This window comes from Gluconacetobacter liquefaciens, assembly GCF_003350405.1.
Classification (GTDB): Bacteria; Pseudomonadota; Alphaproteobacteria; order Acetobacterales; family Acetobacteraceae; genus Gluconacetobacter; species Gluconacetobacter liquefaciens.
In genome coordinates this window covers 123,510-143,443 of sequence record NZ_QQAW01000005.1, presented here as the reverse complement: position 1 = coordinate 143,443, position 19,934 = coordinate 123,510, and the positions used below count along the sequence as shown (strand labels likewise).

The following is a 19,934-nucleotide window of genomic DNA, read 5'->3' as shown; positions in this document are numbered from 1 at the left end:
GACTGACGGCGGCGTCAGTCGCCACTCTGCTCCAGATCCACGTTCAGGCCGAGCGACTTCAGTTCCTTGATCAGAACGTTGAAGCTCTCGGGGATACCGGCCTCGAAATCGTCCTGCTCGCGCACGATCGCTTCGTAGACCTTGGTGCGGCCGGACACGTCGTCCGACTTCACCGTGAGCATTTCCTGCAGCGTGTAGGCCGCGCCGTAGGCTTCCAGCGCCCAGACCTCCATTTCGCCGAAACGCTGGCCACCGAACTGGGCCTTGCCGCCCAGCGGCTGCTGCGTGACCAGCGAATACGGACCGATCGACCGAGCATGGATCTTGTCGTCGACCAGGTGATGCAGCTTGAGCATGTAGATGTAGCCCACCGTGGTCACACGCTCGAACTTTTCGCCCGTGCGCCCGTCGATCAGCTGCGACTGGCCCGACTTGTTGACGCCGGCATCCTCCAGCATCGCCTCGATATCGGGGATCGATGCGCCATCGAACACCGGAGTCGCGATCGGCACGCCCTTGCGCAGGTTGTTGGCCAGTTCGACCAGCTGCTCGTTGGGCAGGGTGACGATGGAGTCGTCATAGACCTTGTCGCCATAGACGGTCTTCAGACGGTCCAGCAGTTCCTGCTTCTTCTCGCCGGTGCGCTGGTATTCATCCACCAGTCCGCCGATGCCTTTGCCGATATTGGCGCAGGCCCAGCCCAGATGGGTCTCCAGGATCTGCCCGACATTCATGCGCGAGGGCACGCCCAGCGGGTTCAGCACCAGATCGACCGGCGTGCCGTCCTCGAGGAACGGCATGTCTTCCACCGGCACGACGCGCGACACCACACCCTTGTTGCCGTGGCGGCCGGCCATCTTGTCGCCGGGCTGCAGCTTGCGCTTCACCGCGACGAACACCTTGACCATCTTCATCACGCCGGGCGGCAGTTCGTCACCGCGCTGCAGCTTCTCGACCTTGCTTTCGAAGCGCGCCTGGATGCGGGCCACGGCGGCATCGAACTCGCGCCGCAGCACTTCCAGCTCGACCATCACCGGATCGGCGGCAACGGTGATGTTGCGCCATGCACCGCGCGGATGCTCGGCCAGCACCTCTTCGGTGATCTCGGTGCCCGAACGGATGCCCTTGAAGCCCGTGCCGGATACCTGGCCCACCAGACGCTCGCGCAGCCGGTTGTAGAACGACCGCTCCTGGATCGCGCGCTCGTCGTCGCGGTCCTTGGCCAGACGCTCGATCTCGGCGCGCTCGATCGCCATCGCGCGCTCGTCCTTGTCGACGCCGCGACGCGAAAAGACGCGCACATCGACGATCGTGCCTGTGGTGCCGGGCGGCAGCTTCAGCGACGTATCGCGGACATCCGACGCCTTTTCGCCGAAGATGGCGCGCAGCAGCTTCTCTTCCGGCGTCATCGGGCTTTCGCCCTTCGGCGTCACCTTACCGACCAGGATATCACCCGGATTCACCTCGGCGCCGACATAGACGATACCCGCCTCGTCGAGATTACGCAGGGCTTCCTCGCCGACATTGGGAATGTCGCGGGTGATTTCTTCCTGGCCCAGCTTGGTATCGCGGGCCATGACCTCGAATTCCTCGATATGGATCGAGGTGAAGACGTCATCCCGGGCGATCCGCTCGGAGATCAGGATCGAATCTTCGAAGTTGTACCCGTTCCACGGCATGAACGCGACCAGCACGTTCCGGCCCAGCGCCAGTTCGCCCAGTTCGGTCGACGGGCCGTCGGCGATAATGTCGCCGGCCAGCACCTGGTCGCCCACGCGCACCAGCGGGCGCTGGTTGATGCAGGTGGACTGGTTCGAGCGCATATATTTACGCAGACGGTAGATATCGACGCCCTGGGTCGCCCCGGCCGTATCGGTGGCGCGAACCACGATGCGCGCGCCGTCGATCTGGTCGATCACGCCGCTGCGCTTCGCCACGATCGTCGCACCCGAATCGTGTGCCACGGCCGCTTCCATGCCCGTGCCGACCAGCGGCGCATCGGAGCGGACCAGCGGCACCGCCTGACGCTGCATGTTCGAGCCCATCAGCGCGCGGTTCGCGTCATCGTTCTCCAGGAACGGGATCAAAGCGGCCGCGACCGAGACAAGCTGCTTGGGCGACACGTCGCAGGCGGTCACCTCTTCCGGCTTCACCAGACGGAAGTCCCCACCACGACGCACCGAAACCAGTTCGTCCGTCAGACGGCCTTCCTGATCCTGCTTCGCATCGGCCTGGGCGACGATCAGCTTTTCCTCTTCCATGGCGGAGAGGTATTTCCAGCCGTCCTGCAGCACGCCGTCACGCACCAGGCGGTACGGAGTCTCGATGAAGCCGTACTTGTTCACCTTGGCGTAGGTGGCCAGCGAGTTGATCAGACCGATGTTCGGGCCTTCCGGCGTCTCAATCGGGCAGATGCGGCCATAATGGGTCGGGTGAACGTCACGCACCTCGAAGCCCGCGCGCTCACGGGTCAGACCGCCCGGGCCAAGCGCCGAGAGGCGGCGCTTGTGCGTCACTTCGGAGAGCGGGTTGGTCTGATCCATGAACTGGCTGAGCTGCGACGAGCCGAAGAACTCGCGCACCGCGGCTGCCGCCGGCTTGGCGTTGATCAGGTCATGCGGCATCACGGTGTCGATATCGACGGAACCCATACGCTCGCGGATCGCACGCTCCATGCGCAGCAGGCCGACGCGGTACTGGTTTTCCATCAGTTCGCCGACCGAGCGGACGCGACGGTTGCCCAGATTGTCGATGTCGTCGATCGCGCCGCGGCCGTCCTTCAGCTCGCACATGATCTTGACGGTGCGCAGGATGTCTTCCTTGCGCAGCACGCGCATGGTGTCCGGCGCGTCCAGGCCCAGGCGCATGTTCATCTTCACGCGACCGACGGCCGAGAGGTCGTAGCGGTCTGCATCGAAGAACAGGCCCGAGAACATGGCCTCGGCGGTTTCCGGGGTCGGCGGCTCACCGGGGCGCATCACGCGATAGATGTCGGTCAGCGCGTCGTCGCGCGAGCCGTTCTTGTCCACCGCCAGCGTGTTGCGGATCCACGGGCCGTTCGCGGCATCGACCGCCAGCGTTGGCAGGCAGTCGACGCCCGCCTCTTCCAGGGCCTCGAGGCGCGCCTCGGTCAGTTCCTCGCCAGCCTCGGCATAGATCTCGCCGGTCTCGGGATTGACCAGGTCATGCGCGACGTAACGACCGACCAGACCGGCGGCGCCGACCAGCACTTCCTTGGTCGTCTCGGCGATCTTGCGCACCATGCGGGCGGTCAGCTTGGCGTCAGCCTCGGCCACCACTTCGCCGCTCTGCGCGTCCACCAGCGGCTCCAGCAGCTTCATGCCGCGGAACGACTCGGCGTCGAACGGACGGGCCCAGCCCTTGGGGCCTTTGGTGAAGACGACCTTGTTGTAGAAATAGCCCAGGATCTCGTCGGCATCCATGCCGCGGATCTCCATCGCGTCCACGTCGCCACCCTCGGCGGTCTTCGCGGCACGGGCGGCGGCTGAAGCCTCGCCTTCCAGGGCGTAGAGCAGCGTCGTGACCGGCAGCTTCCGCTTGCGGTCGATGCGGACGTAGATCAGGTCCTTGCTGTCGAATTCGAAATCGAGCCACGAGCCGCGATAGGGGATGACGCGGGCGGCGAACAGGAACTTGCCCGACGAATGGGTCTTGCCCTTGTCGTGATCGAAGAACACGCCGGGGCTGCGGTGCATCTGGCTGACGATGACGCGCTCGGTCCCGTTGATGATGAAGGTGCCGTTATCCGTCATCAGCGGCATGTCGCCCATATAGACGGGCTGTTCCTTGATGTCGCGGATTGAGCGCGAGCCGGTGTCCTCGTCGACATCCCACACGATCAGGCGCAGGACCACCTTCAGCGGCGCCGCGAAGGTCAGGCCGCGCTGGATGCATTCCTCGACGTCGTATTTCGGCTCTTCGAGTTCGTAATGCACGAACTCCAGGCGACCGCGCCCGGCGAAATCATTGATCGGAAAAACCGAACGGAACACTTCCTGCAGGCCGGTCTGCGTCCGGCTGTCGGGCGACACGTTCATCTGCAGGAACGCCTCGTAGCTGGCGCGCTGCACGTCGATCAGATTGGGCATCGGAGCGATTTCGGGTATCCGCCCGAAGCTCTTGCGGATGCGCTTGCGTCCCGTGAACGATTTCGTAATGGCGTTCATCGTCTATCCTGCCCCCATCCCCGACGACCCGGACCTTTCCGCGCCCGGAACCCGGAGCCACGGCGACCGAAAGCGGATCATCACAAACCATCCATGCCTGGGCGCCGAAACCGGCACCCCCGCCCACCCCGAAAGATGGGCCTTCTACCGCCGAAGGCGCCCGAGACCTCGCGGTCAGGGCGCCAGAACGGCCAAGGGGGCGGGCACCTTTCGGTTTCCCGCCCTCACCTGGCATCAAGCAGGAGAAGCAGCCCGGAGGCCGCCTGCATCCGGCAGATTACTTCACTTCGACGGTCGCGCCGTTCTCTTCAAGAACCTTCTTGATCTTCTCGGCTTCGTCCTTGTTCACGCCTTCCTTCACGGTCTTCGGCGCACCCTCGACCAGGTCCTTGGCTTCCTTCAGGCCCAGGCCGGTGATGCCACGGATTTCCTTGATGACGTTGATCTTCTTGTCGCCGGCCTTGGCCAGGACAACGGTGAACTCGGTCTGCTCTTCAGCCGGGGCAGCGGCGGCAGCGGCCGGCGCAGCGGCAACGGCAACCGGAGCGGCGGCGGAAACGCCCCACTTCTCTTCCAGCAGCTTGGAGAGCTCGGCGGCCTCGAGAACCGTGAGGGCGGACAGCTCGTCAACGAGTTTGGTCAGATCGGCCATGATTTGGTCTTCCTAATTTATACACTGATTGGCGCAACACAATCCCGATTTCACGAGACTGTGTAAATTTCATCACCCCGCGCATGCGGGGCGCAGATGGCTCAGGCAGCCTCGTCCTTCTTGGCGTAGGCCCCAAAAACCCGCGCAAGCTGTCCGGCCGGCGCCTGGACGACACTCGCGATGCGCGTGGCCGGCGTGGAGATCATCCCCACCAGCTGCGCCCGGAGCGTATCCAGGGACGGCAGTTCGGCCAGCGCCTTCACACCATCGACATTCAATGTCTGGGTGCCGAGCGCTCCACCGAGCAGAACGAGCTTTTCGTTGGTCTTGGCGAACTCGACAAGCACCTTCGCCACGGCCACCGGATCGGCAGACCACGAAATCGCGGTCGGCCCCTTCAGCAGCGGCGAAATGCCTTCGAATCGGGTCCCTGCCAGGGCGAGGTTGGCCAGCCGGTTCTTCGCGACCTTGTAAGTCGCTCCAGCCGCACGCACGCGCTGCCGAAGGATCGTCGCATCGGCCACCGTGAGCCCGTCATTGCGGGTTACGACAACCATGGACGTCTCGGCGAACACGGCCGCGAGGGAGGCAACAAACTCCCGCTTCTCCGTACGGTCCAATTCCCGTCTCCGTCGTGACCTGCCGGGGATGCCCCAACAGGCCGGGTTTACCCTAGGAGGACAGAGCCTTGCAGCCCATCCTCCGGTTCGCCTGTCCTGTGAACAACGGAACAACCAGTGCGGGCAGCGAAGCCACCCCTATCCGGCAATCCCCGTCTTCCGGTTGCGGACCCGAAGGCCCATCAAGGCATAAGCCACATCCGGTCATGGACAGGTTCGGAAGAACGAGGCCCGAAGCACCTCGCCTCCTGTCCGTGATGCCCTTGCGGGCATCACGTCATCTCCTGATGCTCAGGCCGCCGAGAACGCGGACACGTCGACGCGCACGCCGGGGCCCATCGTGGACGACAGAGCGGCCTTGCGCAGATAGGTGCCCTTGGCCCCCGTCGGCTTGGCCTTCTGCACCGCATCGACGAAGGCGCGGATGTTTTCGGCCAGCTTGTCGCTGCCGAAAGACGCCTTGCCGATACCGGCGTGAATGATACCGGCCTTTTCGGCGCGGTACTCGACCTGACCGGACTTGGCCGCCGTGACGGCACCCTTCACGTCCATGGTCACCGTACCCAGCTTCGGGTTCGGCATCAGGCCGCGCGGGCCCAGGATCTTACCCAGGCGACCGACGAGGGCCATCATGTCCGGCGTCGCGATGCAGCGATCGAACGCGATTTCACCAGCCTGCACCTTCTCGGCCAGATCCTCGGCGCCGACCACGTCGGCACCGGCGGCCAAAGCCTCCTCGGCCTTCGCGCCACGGGCGAACACGCCCACGCGCAGGGTCTTGCCGGTGCCGTTCGGCAGCGACAGCAGGCCGCGGACCATCTGGTCGGCGTGACGCGGGTCGATGCCCAGGTTCAGCGAGATCTCGATCGTCTCGTCGAACTTGGCGGTCGCCGTCTGCTTCACCAGACCGATCGCCTCGTCGAGGCCATAGGCCTTGTTACGGTCAACAGAGGCCTGGCCGGCCGTCAGACGCTTGTTCTTGGCCATTGGATCAGCCCTCCACCACCGTAAGGCCCATCGAACGGGCGGAGCCGATCAGCATCCGCACAGCCCCGTCGATGTCGTTGGCATTCATGTCCTGCTTCTTCTGCTCGGCGATCTCGCGCAGCTGCGTCATCGTGACGCTGCCGACTGCGGCCGCCTTGCCGACCGTCGAGCTACCCTTCTTGATGTTGGCAGCCTTCATCAGAAAATAGGTGTTCGGCGGAGTCTTGGTGATGAAGGTGAAGGTACGGTCGGCGAAGGCGGTGATGACGACCGGGATCGGCATGCCGGGCTCGAGGCCCTGCGTCTTGGCGTTGAACTCCTTGCAGAACTGCATGATGTTCAGGCCGCGCTGACCCAGCGCCGGGCCGACCGGCGGGGACGGATTCGCCTTGCCGGCGGGAATTTGTAGCTTGATGTAGCCAACGATCTTTTTGGCCATATCCGGGGCTCCTGACTGTTTCACCCGGACCGCGGTTCCTGCGGTCGCCCCGCCGCGCAAGGCAGCGGACGCGACCTCCCGCGTTCCGTAAGAGGCGGGTCCCTAACCTTATTGGGCCGGGGTTGTCAACCCCACCCCCGCCAGGCCGGGACCCGTCAGGTTCAGCTTCTCCGGCCCACTGCCCGTCGCGATGCCGCCAGCCTCCTTCGGCACGCGCAACCCGTCATATTGCAGCGGCGAGAAGGGCATGATCGACTTATCGGAAGGCAATTGGTCGCGCGTCCAGCCGCCGCCCAGCGCGCGGATCAGCGACACCGTCGCCTGATGACGGCGCGTTTCGACCTGCACTTCCGCGATCCGCGCCGTCAGGGCCGCGATCTGGGCCACCACCACGTCCAGGTAATTGGTCAGCCCACCCGTATAGAGCGCCATGGTCATGCCCTGGGTCCGCATCGCGGCCTGGACCGAACGATGCTGCTGCGCCAGTTCTGCCCGCAACTGCCCGGTCATGGTCAGCCCGTCCTCGACATCCTGGAACGCCTGGAGCACGGTCCCGCGATAATTGTCTTCCGCCTGGCGGTACTGCGACCATGTGCGTTGCAGTTCTGCGCGACGCAGCCCCCCCTGGAACAGCGGCATCGCGGCCTGAACGGCATAGGAATACATGCTGTTCGACAGGTCGGCGAGCGTGAAGCCGTTATCCATGAAGCCGGTCATCGCATTCACCGAGACATTCGGATAGAACGCGGCCCGCGACACGCCGATGGCGCGGTTGGCCTGCGCCATCTCCCGCTCCGCCGCGGCCACGTCCGGCCGCCGCTCCAGCAATGCGGAGGGCAGAAGCATCGGCACCCCGATATCGGGGAAGCGCATCTGGCTTTCAGGCTCCAGATGGAACGCCGCCGGCGCCACGCCGACGAAGGCCGCGATGGCGTGCTCCAGCACCGCCCGACGCGCCAGCAGGTCGGTTTCCTGCGCCTGGGTCGCATAAAGCTGGTTTTCCGCGCGCGAGACATCCAACCCGGCGGCGATCGCCCCGGCCTGCCGCATCCGCGTGATCTGCACCGCAAGCTTGCATGTCCGAATCGAGTCGCGATAGACCGCGTCCTGCACGTCCAGCCCACGGATCGCGATATAGTCCGATGCCAGTTCGGCATCGGTACTCAGCCGCATCACCGCATAGTCGGCCGCGCGCTCCTGCGCCTGCTGGGTGCGCATCCGCTTGCGGTTGCGGATCGCCGACCAGAAATCCGGCTCCCAGGTCGCGGTCCCGCTATATTGCTCCGACGACATGTAGGTCGGACCCGTCGCGCCATGGCCGCGCCACAGGCGATGCTGAGACGCCTTGTATTTTCCCATGCCCGCGCTGGCCGCGACCTGCGGATACAGCCCTGCCTGCGCCTCGGCCGCCATGTCGCGCGCCTGGGTGAAGGTTTCCGCCGCAACCTGCAGGTCGGGATTGACCCGATTGGCCTGCTCTTCCAGCCGGTTCAGGATCGGGTCGCCCAGCAGCGTCCACCAGTCGCCCCGCAAGGCCGCTTCGTTCGGCGCGGCATACCGCACCGTTCCCTCACCCTTCCAGTTGTCCGGAAAGACGAAATGATCGGGATGATAGGCCGGCGCCATGTCGCACCCGGCCACGCCGACGAGCACCCCCAGACCGCCAGCCAGCCGGGCTGCACGCCACAATCGACGGGCGGAACGGAGCCGCGCTCGCCGCGCACGAGAAGACAGGGTCATTGACGGGCTCCCGCCTCCTCCGTGCCTGCCCGATCGTTCGGCATGGCACGGACATCGTCGGAGCGGACCGGTTCGCTGCCCGTGGGCCGCTGCGCGTTGTAACCCGGCGTCGCGTCCACCACGCGGACTTCCTGCCCGTCCAGCAGGCCGGCCGAAGGGTTGTTGACCAGCCGGTCGGTCACCTTCAGTCCGCCCCGGATCTGCACTGTGGTGCCCAGGTTGGTCCCGACCGTCACGTTATGCAGTCGGATGCGGTTATGCTCGTCGACCAGAGCCACCTGCATGCCTTCTGCACGGAAGATCAGCGCGCCTTCCGGAATCACCAGAATGTCCGGATCGCCCGGCGCACGAAAATGAACCGTGGCATAGGAATCCGGCCATAGGGTACGGTCGCTGTTATCCAGCGTCAGTTCGGTGGTAACCGTGCGGGTCGTGGAATTAAACGCACCGGCAGTCGCCAGGAACGTGGCCTTGTACACCCGCCCCGGATGCTGCGGCACGGTCACCTCGGCCGTCAGCTTGGGGCTGATGATGTCGGCGTAATCCTGCGGCACCGACACGAACACGCGCATGCGATGCACATCGGCCACGCTGAACAGTTCGGTCGCCGTGCCACGGGAACTGACATCGCCCCCGCCTGCATTTACATAATCGCCGACATCGGCCAGACGCGAGGTCACGACGCCATCGAACGGCGCGACGATCTGCTTGAAGCCGATCAGCGCGGCATACCGTGAGACCTCGTGCCGGGCGGCCTCCACCTGGGCCTGTTCGGCCTCGGCGTTCGCGGCCTGCACGTCGACTTCCTGCTGCGACACGGCCTGCGTGCCCTGCAACGCCTTCCAGCGCTTCGCCGTGATCTGCGCCAGCTTGTAGCGCGCCATCGCCACGTCGAAATTCGCCTTCGAGGCCGCGTACTGCGCGTCCAGACCCGGCGTGTCGATGGTGGCCAGCACGTCGCCCGCCTTCACCTCGGCGCCGAAATCCTTGTACCACATGCGCACATAGCCCGAGACCTGGGCATAGATCGGCGCCAGGTACCAAGCCGATATATTGCCCGGCAGATCCAGCGTGCGGATGCTCGGCCCCCTGGCAGGCGAGATGAGTTGCACCCTGGGGATCGCGGCATCTTCCGTCTGCTGGTGCAGGGCGCTGACATGCATCTGCCGCTGGATGATTCCGCCGCCGACCACCACCACCGCAAGGATGACGCCAACGCCGGCAAGAAGCTTGCCGCGCCCCGACGGTTTTGATCCGCGGGTCTGTTCCACGGCGCTCATGCGCGTTCTCCTTCGGCGCTACTATGTCGTTCGGACCGTCTGCCGTGCAGCAGGGCGAAGACGCAGGGCACGAACAGCAGCGTCGCCACCGTCGCCACCATCAGCCCGCCCATCACCGCCCGGCCCAGCGGCGCGTTCTGCGAATTGCTCAGGGACATCGGCAGCATGCCGATGATCATGGCCGATGCCGTCATCAGCACCGGCCGGATACGTTCGAACCCGGCCTCGATCGCCGCCTTGATGGCATCGCCATGCACGTCCAGCCGTTCGCGGGCAAAGGAGACGACCAGGATCGAGTTGGCGGTGGCGGTGCCCATGCACATGATCGCGCCCGTCAACGCCGGCACCGAGAGCGCCGTGTGCGTCAGGAACAGGCTCCACGCAATGCCCGCCAGCGCTCCGGGCAGAGCCGTGATGATGATGAAGGGGTCCAGCCACGACTGGAAGTTGACGACGATGATCAGGTACACCAGCAGGATCGACATCGCCAACCCGATGCCAAGCTGGCGGTAGGCGCTGTTCATCGTCACTGCCTGGCCGCGCACCGTCAGGCTGGAGCCGCGCGGCAGGTCGTGGCGCGATGCCTCTACCACCCGGTTCACCTCACGCGAGACCGCACCCAGATCGAGCCGGTTATTGGTGGCGTAGATGTTGAACACCGGCAGGATATTGTAGTGCGAGACCTCGCCGGGCGTGCCGGTCTGGACGATCTGGCTCAGGCCACCCAGGATCTGCGGCGCCTTGCTCAGCGGATTGCCATCGCCCCGGTCGATCGGGATCGTCTCCAGGTCGTTCAGCTTCTGCAGGAATTGCAGCGGCGTCTGGATATCGACCAGATGCGACACCCCAGTCTTCGGGTCCAGCCAGTAGGTCGGCGAGACCTGACCGCTGCCCGAAAGGGTCGCCAACGCGTTGTTGGCGATATCGGCTTCCGTGAGGCCGGTGCCCAGCGCATAGGAGCGCCGGGCATTCACCCGCAGCGTGGGCGTCGTCATCGGTTCCTGCACCGAAACGTCGGTCACGCCCGTCACATGGCGCAGTCGTTCGGCCAGATGCTGGGCGAAGGTGAAGTTCTCGGCCAGGTTGCGGCCGCTGATCTGCACATCCAGCGGTGCCGGGAGGCCGAAATTGAGGATCTTGGCCGTCAGGTCGGCGGGCATGAAGGTCATTTCGGTGCCGGGGAAGCGGTCGCCCAGCCCCTTGCGGAGGATATCGCGGTAGGCTGCTACCGGCGCTTCCTCGTCGCGCAGGGTGATGGTCAGGTCGCAATCCTGCGTGCCGACGGTGGGAGTCGGGATGAAGGCCTGATTCAGGCCGCTGAACGGAAGGCCGCAATTGGCCACGATGTCATCGACCTCGCCGGGCAGCAGACGACGGATCTCGTTGTTGACCAGCATCGAGATCTTGCCCGCTTCGGTCAGCTTGGTGCCCAGCGGCGCACGCATATGCATGGCCAGCGCATTCGAGTTGATCTCGGGAAAGAAATCCTGGCCGACAAACATTAACAGCCCCACCGAGCCGACGGCCAGCCCCAGGAACGTGCCGATAAAGCGCAAGCGCGCGGCCACCAGCGCCGTCAGCATGTCGCGGTAGGCATGGCGGAAGCGCGTGAATTTGGCCTCGAACCCCTGCTGGAAGCGTCCGAAGAACCCCTTCGGCGGTGCATGGCCGTGCGCAGCGGCGTCATGAGCCGCGACCTGGGCCGCCAGCATGTATTTGGCCATGGTCGGAACAAGGGTTCGCGAGAGGATGAAGGAGGCGATCATCGCGAAAATGATGGCTTCGGCCATGGGCATGAACAGCCAGCCGGCAACGCCGGTCAACTGGAACAGCGGCATCCAGACGATACAGATGCACAAGGTGGACACGAAGGTCGGGATCACGATCTGGTTCGCCGCGTCGATGATCGCGGTTTCCAGGTCCTTGCCCATTTCCAGATGCGCGTCGATGTTCTCGATCATGACGGTCGCATCATCGACCAGAATGCCAACCGCCAGGGCCAGACCGCCCAACGTCATGACATTGATGGTCTGACCGGCCCAGCCCAGCCCGATGATGGCGCACAGCATGGCCAGCGGGATCGAAGTGGCGATGATGACCGTCGAACGCCACGAGCCCAGGAACAGCAGCACCACCAGGCTGGTCAGCAGCGCCGCCGTGCCCATTTCTTGCACCACGTCGCGCACCGCCTCCTTCACGAAGGTCGAGGCATCATTCAGCACCTTGATCTGCACGCCGGGCGGCAGGGTGGCGGTGACACCGGGCAGCAGGGCCTTCACGCCGCTGACCACGTCCAGCGTCGAGGCGTCGCCGCTCTTCATGATCACGATCAGGACCGCCTGATGGCCCTTGACCAGCACCATGTTGGTCTGCGGCGGCCCACCCTGATGTACCCACGCCACGTCACGCACATAGACGACCGCGTTGCCGACCTGCTTGATCGGAATCGCGTTGAATTCGTCAATTGCGCGTGGCGTCGCATTGGTCTGGACCATGTAGTCCAGCGCCCCGATCCTCTGGTCGCCCGCGGGCAGAACGATATTCTGCCTGCCCAGCGCATTGCCGACGTCGGTGGCCGAGAGACCGTGCGCCAGCAGCTTCGCCTGGTCGAGATCGACCATGATATTGCCCGGCTGGCCACCATAGGGATTCGGGATCGCCGCCCCCGCCACCGCCACCAATGCGGGGCGGATCAGGTTCGACGACATGTCGTAGATCTGCGAGGCCGTCATGGAGTCCGACGACACCTGGAGCGTCAGCACCGGCACCGAGGACGCATTGTAGGTCAGCACCAGCGGCGGCGTCATGCCCGCCGGCATCTGCTTGATCACGGTCTGCGAGACGGAGGTGATCTGGGTCTGGGCCACCGCGGTATCGGTGCCCGGCTGGAAGAACACCTTGACGATGCCGCGTCCGTAATAGGACTGGCTTTCGATATGCTCGATATTATTGACGGTCGCGGTCAGCGCGCGCTCGTAATAATAGACGACGCGACCCGACATATCCTCCGGCATCAGGCCGGTATAGGTCCAGACGATCGCGACGACGGGGATCTTGATGCTGGGAAAGACGTCGGTCGGGGTCTGGACCATCGACCGGACACCGAACACGACGATAAGAATCGACAGGACGACGAACGTATAAGGCCGCTTGAGCGCGGTAACGACAATCGAATTCATGCGCGGCGCGACCCCCATGCGCGTTGGACCGCGCATCTATCCGGCCTGTCCGCCACGCTCCTGCGATCTGGCCCGCAAGCGTGCATCGTCGTCACTCCCGATCGTTCGGCGCCTCGTTAGCACGCCATTCGATCACGCCAATGAAATTCCCATTTAAAAAACGGCCTGCGCAGGCGGGGGAAATGTGACCCCGAACAGCGCGCCGGGGCGCTCTTCATGCTGGCGGGCGTTGGAAATGGTCAGTTGCGCATTATGCAGCCGCAGGATGGCCGAGACCAGGCTGAGCCCCAGCCCGCTGCCAGGCACATGGCGGCTCTTGTCCGAACGGTAGAAGCGGTTCATCACCGCCTGACGCTCCTGGGGCATGATGCCGATGCCGGTATCGGCAATTTCCAGCCGTGCCGAACCCTGGCTGTCCGTGAAGGCCGCCAGGGTGACATCGCCGCCTTCATCGGTGAATTTCAGGGCATTATCAATCAGGTTCGCCAGCACTTCGATCAGCAGGTCGCGGTCTCCATGCACAGGCACAGGGCCCGATGCTGCGAGAAGTTCCAGCCGGATCTGCCTCGTCTCGGCGATCGGCTCGTACAGATCGACAATGTCGGCCGCGATCTCGTTCAGGTCCACCAGCGAGAATCCGACCCGGCGACGGGCGTTCTCGATCTCGCCGATCCGCAGAAGCGCGGTGATGACGGAAAAGCACTGGTCCAGATCGTCGATCGCCCGGGCGATCACGGTGCGCAGGTCGTCGGCCGACAGCGTGCCGGCCTGCGCGCGGTCCAGACGGGCGCGTACGCGGGCCAGAGGTGTGCGCAGGTCATGGGCGATATCGTTCCCGACATCGCGGATCTCGCCCATCAGATGCTCCAGCCGGTCAAGCATGCGATTCACGCTGCCGGCCAGGCGCTGCATCTCGTCGCGCTGGCGCCCGGCGGGCAGGCGCTCGTGCAGGTCACCATCCATGATCCGGTCGATCGCCTCGTGCATCCTGCCCACGCGCCCCAGCGCACGATGGCTCAATATGATGCCGCACAGCAGCGCGAACAGCACCGTGGGCACGATCGAGACCAGCAGCGAATGGCGCATCATCAGCCGCCATTCCGCCAGCATGTGCAGCCCGCGCCCAAGCACCAGCACCCGGCCGCCCGCGACCGGCACGGCCAGGACACGCAGCACATAGGGCTCGTCCTCGTTCGGTCGCACCGTCAGTTCGTGGACTCGGCCGTCGACCGCGAGCCCCTCGGGCCATGCGCGCAGATCTCCGGCGACATAATGATGGGCGGAGTCGAACAGGGCGGCCTGGTTAATCACGACGCGCAGATCATCGGTCGCGCGCTCGCTGACCTTGTGCGCCAGATCCTGCGGTGCTTCCTGCGCCAGCAGGGCGGCCTCACGATGCAGCAGGGCATCCGTGCGGCGGAACTCGAACGCCTTGGTCTGGCTATATCCCACCGAGAATTGCAGCGCCGCCGTGCCGATCATCGCCACCACTACCGCGAGCGTCAGCCGGAACGTCGCGGTGCGCAGCACCTCGCCCAGTTGCATGGCCTATTCGGGCACGCGCAGCATGAAGCCGGTACCCCGGATGCTGTGGATCAACGGCACGCCGGCGGGGTCGTCGATCTTGCGCCGCAGCTTGCCGATATGGACATCCACCAGGTTGGTCTGCGGAATGAAACGGTAGTTCCACACATCTTCCAGCAGCATCGTGCGGGTGAGCACCTGATTGGGCCGGCGCATCAGATATTCCAGCAGCCGGAATTCGCGCGGCAGCAGGTCGATCGGCTGACCGTCGCGCGTGACCGTACGCTCGATCAGGTCCATGCTCAACGGGCCGACATGCAGCATGGTCTCGCGCGTGTTGTTGGGGCGGCGCATCAGCGCCTCCAACCGAGCGGCCAGTTCCTCCATCGCGAAGGGTTTGGTCAGGTAATCGTCGCCGCCGGCTTTCAGGCCGCTGACACGGTCATCGACCGCCGACAGCGCAGAGAGCACCAGCACCGGGCTGGAGACCTGGCGGCCGCGCAGGGTCTCGATCAGCGTCAGTCCGTCCAATTCCGGCAGCATCCGATCCACGACCATGACGTCGAACGTCTCGGCCAGCGCCGCAGCCAGTCCGGCCGGCCCGGTTTCCGCATGGCGGACGGCGAAGCCCCGACTTTCCAGTTCCTCGGCGACTTCCTGGGCGATCTTGCCGTCATCTTCCACCAGCAGCACCCGTGGCCTGGCTTCGCGGCCTGGCCCGGCCTCCCCTGGCGAGGAAAACGGTTCTGAGGTCGATGTCGCATTCATGGTCCGGTCAGGCATGATCGCACCCCGCCTCAAGCACCATTAAATTCGGTTTCACCACGCTCTGTCGCGCCCTCGTCCACCGCGGGCGCGGCCGTCGCGTCGATCCCGTCCAGCCCGCGCAATTGCTTCGCCACCACCCGCGTCCGCCGCCGTGCCTCGTCGATCGACGACGACATGGCCGAGGCATTGCGGGCCAGCCGTTCCAGCACCCCGTCCATCCGCAGCATCTCCTGCCGGGTGGCCCCCAGCAGGCGGGCGATGCCGTCGGTCCGTTCCTCCAGCGCCATGGTGACGTATCCCAGATGGATCGTCCGCAGCATGGCCGGCAGCAGGCCCGGCCCCATGATCATCACCCGGCAGGTACGCCCGATCTCGTCCACCAGCCCCGGAATCCGCGCGATTTCGGCATAGAGCCCATCGGTGGGCAGATACAGGACCGCGAATTCCACCGTGACCGGCGGGACGATATATTTGGACGCGATCTTGCGGGCTTCAATCTTCAGCGTCGTTTCCAGCGCGCGACGGGCGGCGCGTTCGGCTTCGGCGTCCACCCGGTCCACGGCATCCAGCAGGCGCTCGTAGGCTTCGGTCGGGAATTTTGAGTCGATCGCCAGCAGCGGCGGGGTAGTGGCCCTTACCGGCATGCGCACGGCAAATTCCACCACTTCCGCACTGCCCTCGCGCAGGCGGCAATTGGCCTCGTAGGCGCCAGGGGGCAGCACGTCGTCCAGGATGGCGCGCAACTGCGCCTCGCCCCAACCGCCGCGCGTCTTGACGTTGGAGAACAGGCGCTTGAGGTCGCCGATCTGCGCCGTCATCGCCGAGACTTCGCCCATCGCCTTCTGCATGGCCGTGAACTGCTCCAGCACGCGCTGGAACGAGGTCTGCATCTGGCGTTCCACTGCTTCGTGCAGGCGTTCGTCCACCGTGGCACGGATGGCTTCGAGCTGGCGCGCCGAACTCTCGGCCATCTCCCGCAGCGCCTCGCTCTGCCGCACCCGTGCTTCGGCCAGGTCGCGGGTCAGGGATTGCGCCATCAGCGCCAGCCGGTCGGCGGTCTCGCCACGGAACTGCTCCAGCCGGGTGCGCTGGGCCTCGGCATCGGCCTGGCGCGCCGAGGAATCACGCTCCATCATCACATAGACACGCGCCAGCAGGTCGCCGCCGTCCGTTCCGCGCCCGCCGCGCCGGGCCATCAGTGCCAGAACGGCCACGATCGCGATCGCCGCCAGGGCCACGAGCCCCCATATGCCGGCGCCCAGACCGTCGGACATCGCCTCTCCTCCCAAAAACAGCCTATTCCACCAGCCGCCGCATCACGCCCGGCAGGAAGAGCGAGAACGGATTGACCCGCAGTGCCGGCGAATCCAGCGCCCCACTGACCGCGAAGGTAGCCGCCAGCAGGCCACCCTCCTTCTCGGGGCTCATCAGCCGCCCCACGCCTGGCATGTGGCCGGGGATGGTGTTGACGGCGAAGGCCGGCACAATCGTCCCTTTCAGGTCCAGCTTCCCCCGGTCCAGATCGACCGGCCCCTCGACCGTCACGCCCAGCGAGGCGTTGCCGGCCACGCCGTCATGCACCGCCAGAATCCCGTCGCGGAAAGTAAAGGGAAGCGAAATGCGCGCGATCGAGAAGCCCGGTGCCGGCGCAGCCTGCATCCACCCATACAGCGACGCATTGTTGGCGAGGCGTACCACCTGCGGTACCTCGCGTACCGTGATCGGATCGACCGTCAGCACCCCCGCGAAAGGCGCCGTGGGCTGGGCGTCATCGAACACGCCCCGGATCACGGTTCGGCCGCCGTCGAACTTCGTGCTCACGCCCAGTGTGCGCAGCATCAGGCCCAGATCCTCGACGCTGGCCCATAGGTGCCGCCCGTCATGCTCCGGCGTCAGCGTCGCGCTGGCCGGCGACGGGCCTGCCATGGAAAACCGCATCCGCGTGAGACGGACGCCATTATCCTCCAGATGCGCATGCACGCCGGTCAGGGCCGATTCTCGGGCGTAGAACAGGGTGCGGACATCGGCATCGATCAGCCAGCTTCGTCCGGGGGGCCCATGCACCCGGCCCGACGCGGCCTCGGGCATGTGATAGGCCGCTTTGGCGGGTGTTTTCGGAGGGGCCGCCGGGTCCGGCGTGGGGGCCAGCAGCGGCGAGAGATCCAGCACCGACGCATGGACGGCCACATGGAGCGGATCGGCCGGACGGGGCGAGACGCCCACCGTCGCATCGCCGCGCGACCGGCCGACGCGGAAGCCGCGCATGATCAGGGTACGCCCACCATCGCGGCCCATGGTGGCGCGCCCGTCGATCAGCAGGTCGGGGCCCGTCGCGTGAATGGCCTCGACCGAAACCAGGCGCCCGTCATCCAGACCCAGCCGTGCAGAAGCCTCCGCCGGCTGTCCCCGCTGCTTGCTCCATACCGGGATGGTCAGCGCGGCATCGGCCAGATCCAGCTTCAGGCCCACCTGCCCGGCGCCGCCGGGGAAATGATCGTAATCGACATCCAGATCCGCGCTGCCATGAAAGCGCTGCCCGACATCGAAACCGGCGCGCGCCGCGCTCTCGGGCGTAACATGGGCGCGCACATGCGCGGTCTCGGTGGTGCGGACATCGGGCGTGCCCCGGAAATCCATGGCGTAGGTCAGGACCGACTGCATCCCGCCCAGCAACGCCGTGCCATGCAGGTTCAACCCTTCGGTGGTGGCATCCAGCGCCACTCGTCCGTCATCCAGATCCCGCCCCTGCACCAGGTTGCCCAGATGCAGATGGTCCACGTCGGCATGGCCGTTCAGATGGATCTGGTCGACCGACACCTTGTCGTCCAGCGGCAGGACCAGATGCAGCAGCACCCGCGCATTGCCGCTGGGCCGTTCGAACGCGACCGGATGGCGCGAGAGCAGGTGCAGGCGCGGTTCGGCCAACAGGGCCAGCACATCACGCAGATTGCCGCGCAGGGTGGTGGTGATGTCGCCGATCTGGTCCTTTCCCATCAGGCCGGTGATGCGCATATGCCCGTCGCCCACCGCCAGATGGCCGGTGCCAGTGACGCCGACATTCCGACCGGCGCGCTCCATGGTCTGAGTGCCGTCGCTGAAAGCGATCGACAGCGCATCGGGCCCCTCGAAGGTCAGGACGGCATTGACCCCGTCGATCGGCGGGATCGGGCGCAGCCAGTGCAGTTCCAGGTCCGAGCCGCTGACGCCGCCGGTCATCGACCGCATGGTGATGCCGCTCCACCCCGCCGGGCTGCCCAACCCAACCGCGACATGCAGGTCGCGCGCCGCGCCGCGCGTGATGTTCCGCGTGACCCATGCGCGCGCGCCCTTCATCGCCCCTGCCGGCCAGTAGGAGCCGAGCGTCGAGAAATCGAGCGCGGGAATGGTGGCATCCGCCGACCCGTCGATCGGGCCAGGACCATCAAGGCGGGCAATATTCAGCGCGGCATGGGCCGTCAGCGTGACCGTGTCGGCGGGCGTCCCGGCGGAACGGTCGGACGGCAGCAGATTCGCCGTCAGCGCGTCCAGGCGGATCTTCGTCCCGCCCGGCAGCATGCCGCCACCGGCATCGGGCGTGAAACCGGCGATGACGTCGGCCCGCGCATCGGCCACGCGAATAAGGCCACCTGGCCCCGTCACGATCCGACCGGCGCCGGTTTGCACGCGCAGCGCCGCAGAAACCGGGCGAGCCATCAGCCCGTCCCGGCCGGCTGCAAGATGCACCGTACCGTCCAGCCAGACGGGCAGATCGACATGCGCCAGACCCGGCGCCAATGGGGCCAATGCGCTGGGCGTCACCGGCGTCGTGGACAGATGCCAGACCAGCCCGGCGGCACCGTCAGCCTGACCGTCGGCCCGCAGCGACGTGCGCACACCTGGCCCCGCCAGGGTCAGGCCCGCATGGCCGACGAGACCGAACAGGGCGGCATGATGCACGGCATGCAGGTCGGCATTCACGCCGTCGGCATGCCAGGTCTGGCCGGTAGGCACGTCGCGCAGCGTGACCGCCACATCCTCCAGCGCCAGACGCTCCATCATCCGGGGATCGAACGGAAGGCCCTCACCGCCACCACGGACCGGCGCCGGCCCGGTATCGAGGCCGATCGCGCCGTCACGGCTCCGCAGCAGCGCCACCCGCGCGCCGGAAAGCACCAGTTCGGGCGTGACGAAGCGCCGATGCAGCAGCGGACCGCTGGCCACGACCAGCCGCACCGCGCCCACTCTGGCCGCCACGCTGCCGTCGGGCCGGTGCAGGCGCAGGTCGTCGGCCGCGACCTCCAGCGGCGCAGCTAGGCCGCGATGCAGCCAGTCCCAGCCGATGCGCATCCGCCCGAGATCCAGGCGGCTGGGCTGCCGCCCCGGTGCATCGGCCGGCAGGACGCGTGCCAAGGCCAGCCGGGCCAGCGGAGTGACATCGACCGGCCGCCACGAGAGCCACGTCAGCAGCCCCAGAACCAGCAACGCCGGCGCCCCCAGGCAGGCCGCGGCGAGCGCGCACAGGATGCGCACCCGCCGGCGGGACCGGGGCGGTTGAGGGTCTTGACCTTGCGTCATGCCG

Annotated in this window: 12 protein-coding genes; all 12 read right to left on the bottom strand. The window is 66.0% G+C overall.

The window, feature by feature from the left end:
• Positions 1-14: 14 nt before the first annotated feature.
• The 12 genes from rpoB to C7453_RS10370 all read right to left on the bottom strand — a co-directional run bounded on the left by rpoB (position 15) and on the right by C7453_RS10370 (position 19,930).
• Positions 15-4,187: a DNA-directed RNA polymerase subunit beta gene (gene rpoB, locus C7453_RS10425; RefSeq protein WP_114727485.1), complete on the bottom strand. Its 4,173-nt coding sequence runs from the start codon at positions 4,185-4,187 to the stop codon at positions 15-17.
• A 277-nt stretch (positions 4,188-4,464) separates the two neighbouring features.
• Complete coding sequence (gene rplL / locus C7453_RS10420) at positions 4,465-4,839, bottom strand: 50S ribosomal protein L7/L12 (RefSeq protein ID WP_114727484.1); 375 nt, start codon at positions 4,837-4,839, stop codon at positions 4,465-4,467.
• Positions 4,840-4,940: 101 nt separating this feature from the next.
• The gene (gene rplJ / locus C7453_RS10415) at positions 4,941-5,459 is read right to left on the bottom strand and encodes a 50S ribosomal protein L10 (RefSeq protein ID WP_114727483.1); all 519 of its coding nucleotides are present in this window, start codon (positions 5,457-5,459) and stop codon (positions 4,941-4,943) included.
• 291 nt (positions 5,460-5,750) lie between these two features.
• Positions 5,751-6,446 carry a 50S ribosomal protein L1 gene (gene rplA / locus C7453_RS10410; RefSeq protein ID WP_114727482.1) on the bottom strand — a complete coding sequence of 232 codons (696 nt, stop codon included), beginning with the start codon at positions 6,444-6,446 and terminating at the stop codon, positions 5,751-5,753.
• Positions 6,447-6,450: 4 nt separating this feature from the next.
• Positions 6,451-6,885: a 50S ribosomal protein L11 gene (gene rplK / locus C7453_RS10405; protein ID WP_114727481.1), complete on the bottom strand. Its 435-nt coding sequence runs from the start codon at positions 6,883-6,885 to the stop codon at positions 6,451-6,453.
• Between the two features lie 108 nt (positions 6,886-6,993).
• Positions 6,994-8,625, bottom strand: coding sequence for an efflux transporter outer membrane subunit (locus tag C7453_RS10400; RefSeq protein WP_114727480.1), 1,632 nt, complete (start codon positions 8,623-8,625; stop codon positions 6,994-6,996).
• Positions 8,622-9,905 carry an efflux RND transporter periplasmic adaptor subunit gene (locus tag C7453_RS10395; protein WP_114727479.1) on the bottom strand — a complete coding sequence of 428 codons (1,284 nt, stop codon included), beginning with the start codon at positions 9,903-9,905 and terminating at the stop codon, positions 8,622-8,624. Before C7453_RS10395 ends, C7453_RS10400 begins: the two co-directional genes overlap by 4 nt.
• A complete protein-coding gene (locus C7453_RS10390; RefSeq protein WP_114727643.1) occupies positions 9,902-13,084 on the bottom strand; it encodes an efflux RND transporter permease subunit in 3,183 nt (1,060 codons plus the stop codon). The genes C7453_RS10395 and C7453_RS10390 overlap by 4 nt, the downstream gene beginning before the upstream one ends.
• Positions 13,085-13,237: 153 nt before the next feature.
• A complete protein-coding gene (locus C7453_RS10385; protein WP_114727478.1) occupies positions 13,238-14,629 on the bottom strand; it encodes a sensor histidine kinase in 1,392 nt (463 codons plus the stop codon).
• A gap of 3 nt (positions 14,630-14,632) precedes the next feature.
• Positions 14,633-15,376: a response regulator transcription factor gene (locus C7453_RS10380; RefSeq protein WP_114727477.1), complete on the bottom strand. Its 744-nt coding sequence runs from the start codon at positions 15,374-15,376 to the stop codon at positions 14,633-14,635.
• Positions 15,377-15,405: 29 nt separating this feature from the next.
• Positions 15,406-16,650 (bottom strand): DNA recombination protein RmuC, encoded by a 1,245-nt coding sequence (locus C7453_RS10375; RefSeq protein WP_114727476.1) that lies wholly within the window; start codon positions 16,648-16,650, stop codon positions 15,406-15,408.
• 22 nt (positions 16,651-16,672) lie between these two features.
• Positions 16,673-19,930 (bottom strand): AsmA-like C-terminal region-containing protein, encoded by a 3,258-nt coding sequence (locus tag C7453_RS10370; protein WP_141288829.1) that lies wholly within the window; start codon positions 19,928-19,930, stop codon positions 16,673-16,675.
• Between the last annotated feature and the right edge of the window lie 4 nt (positions 19,931-19,934).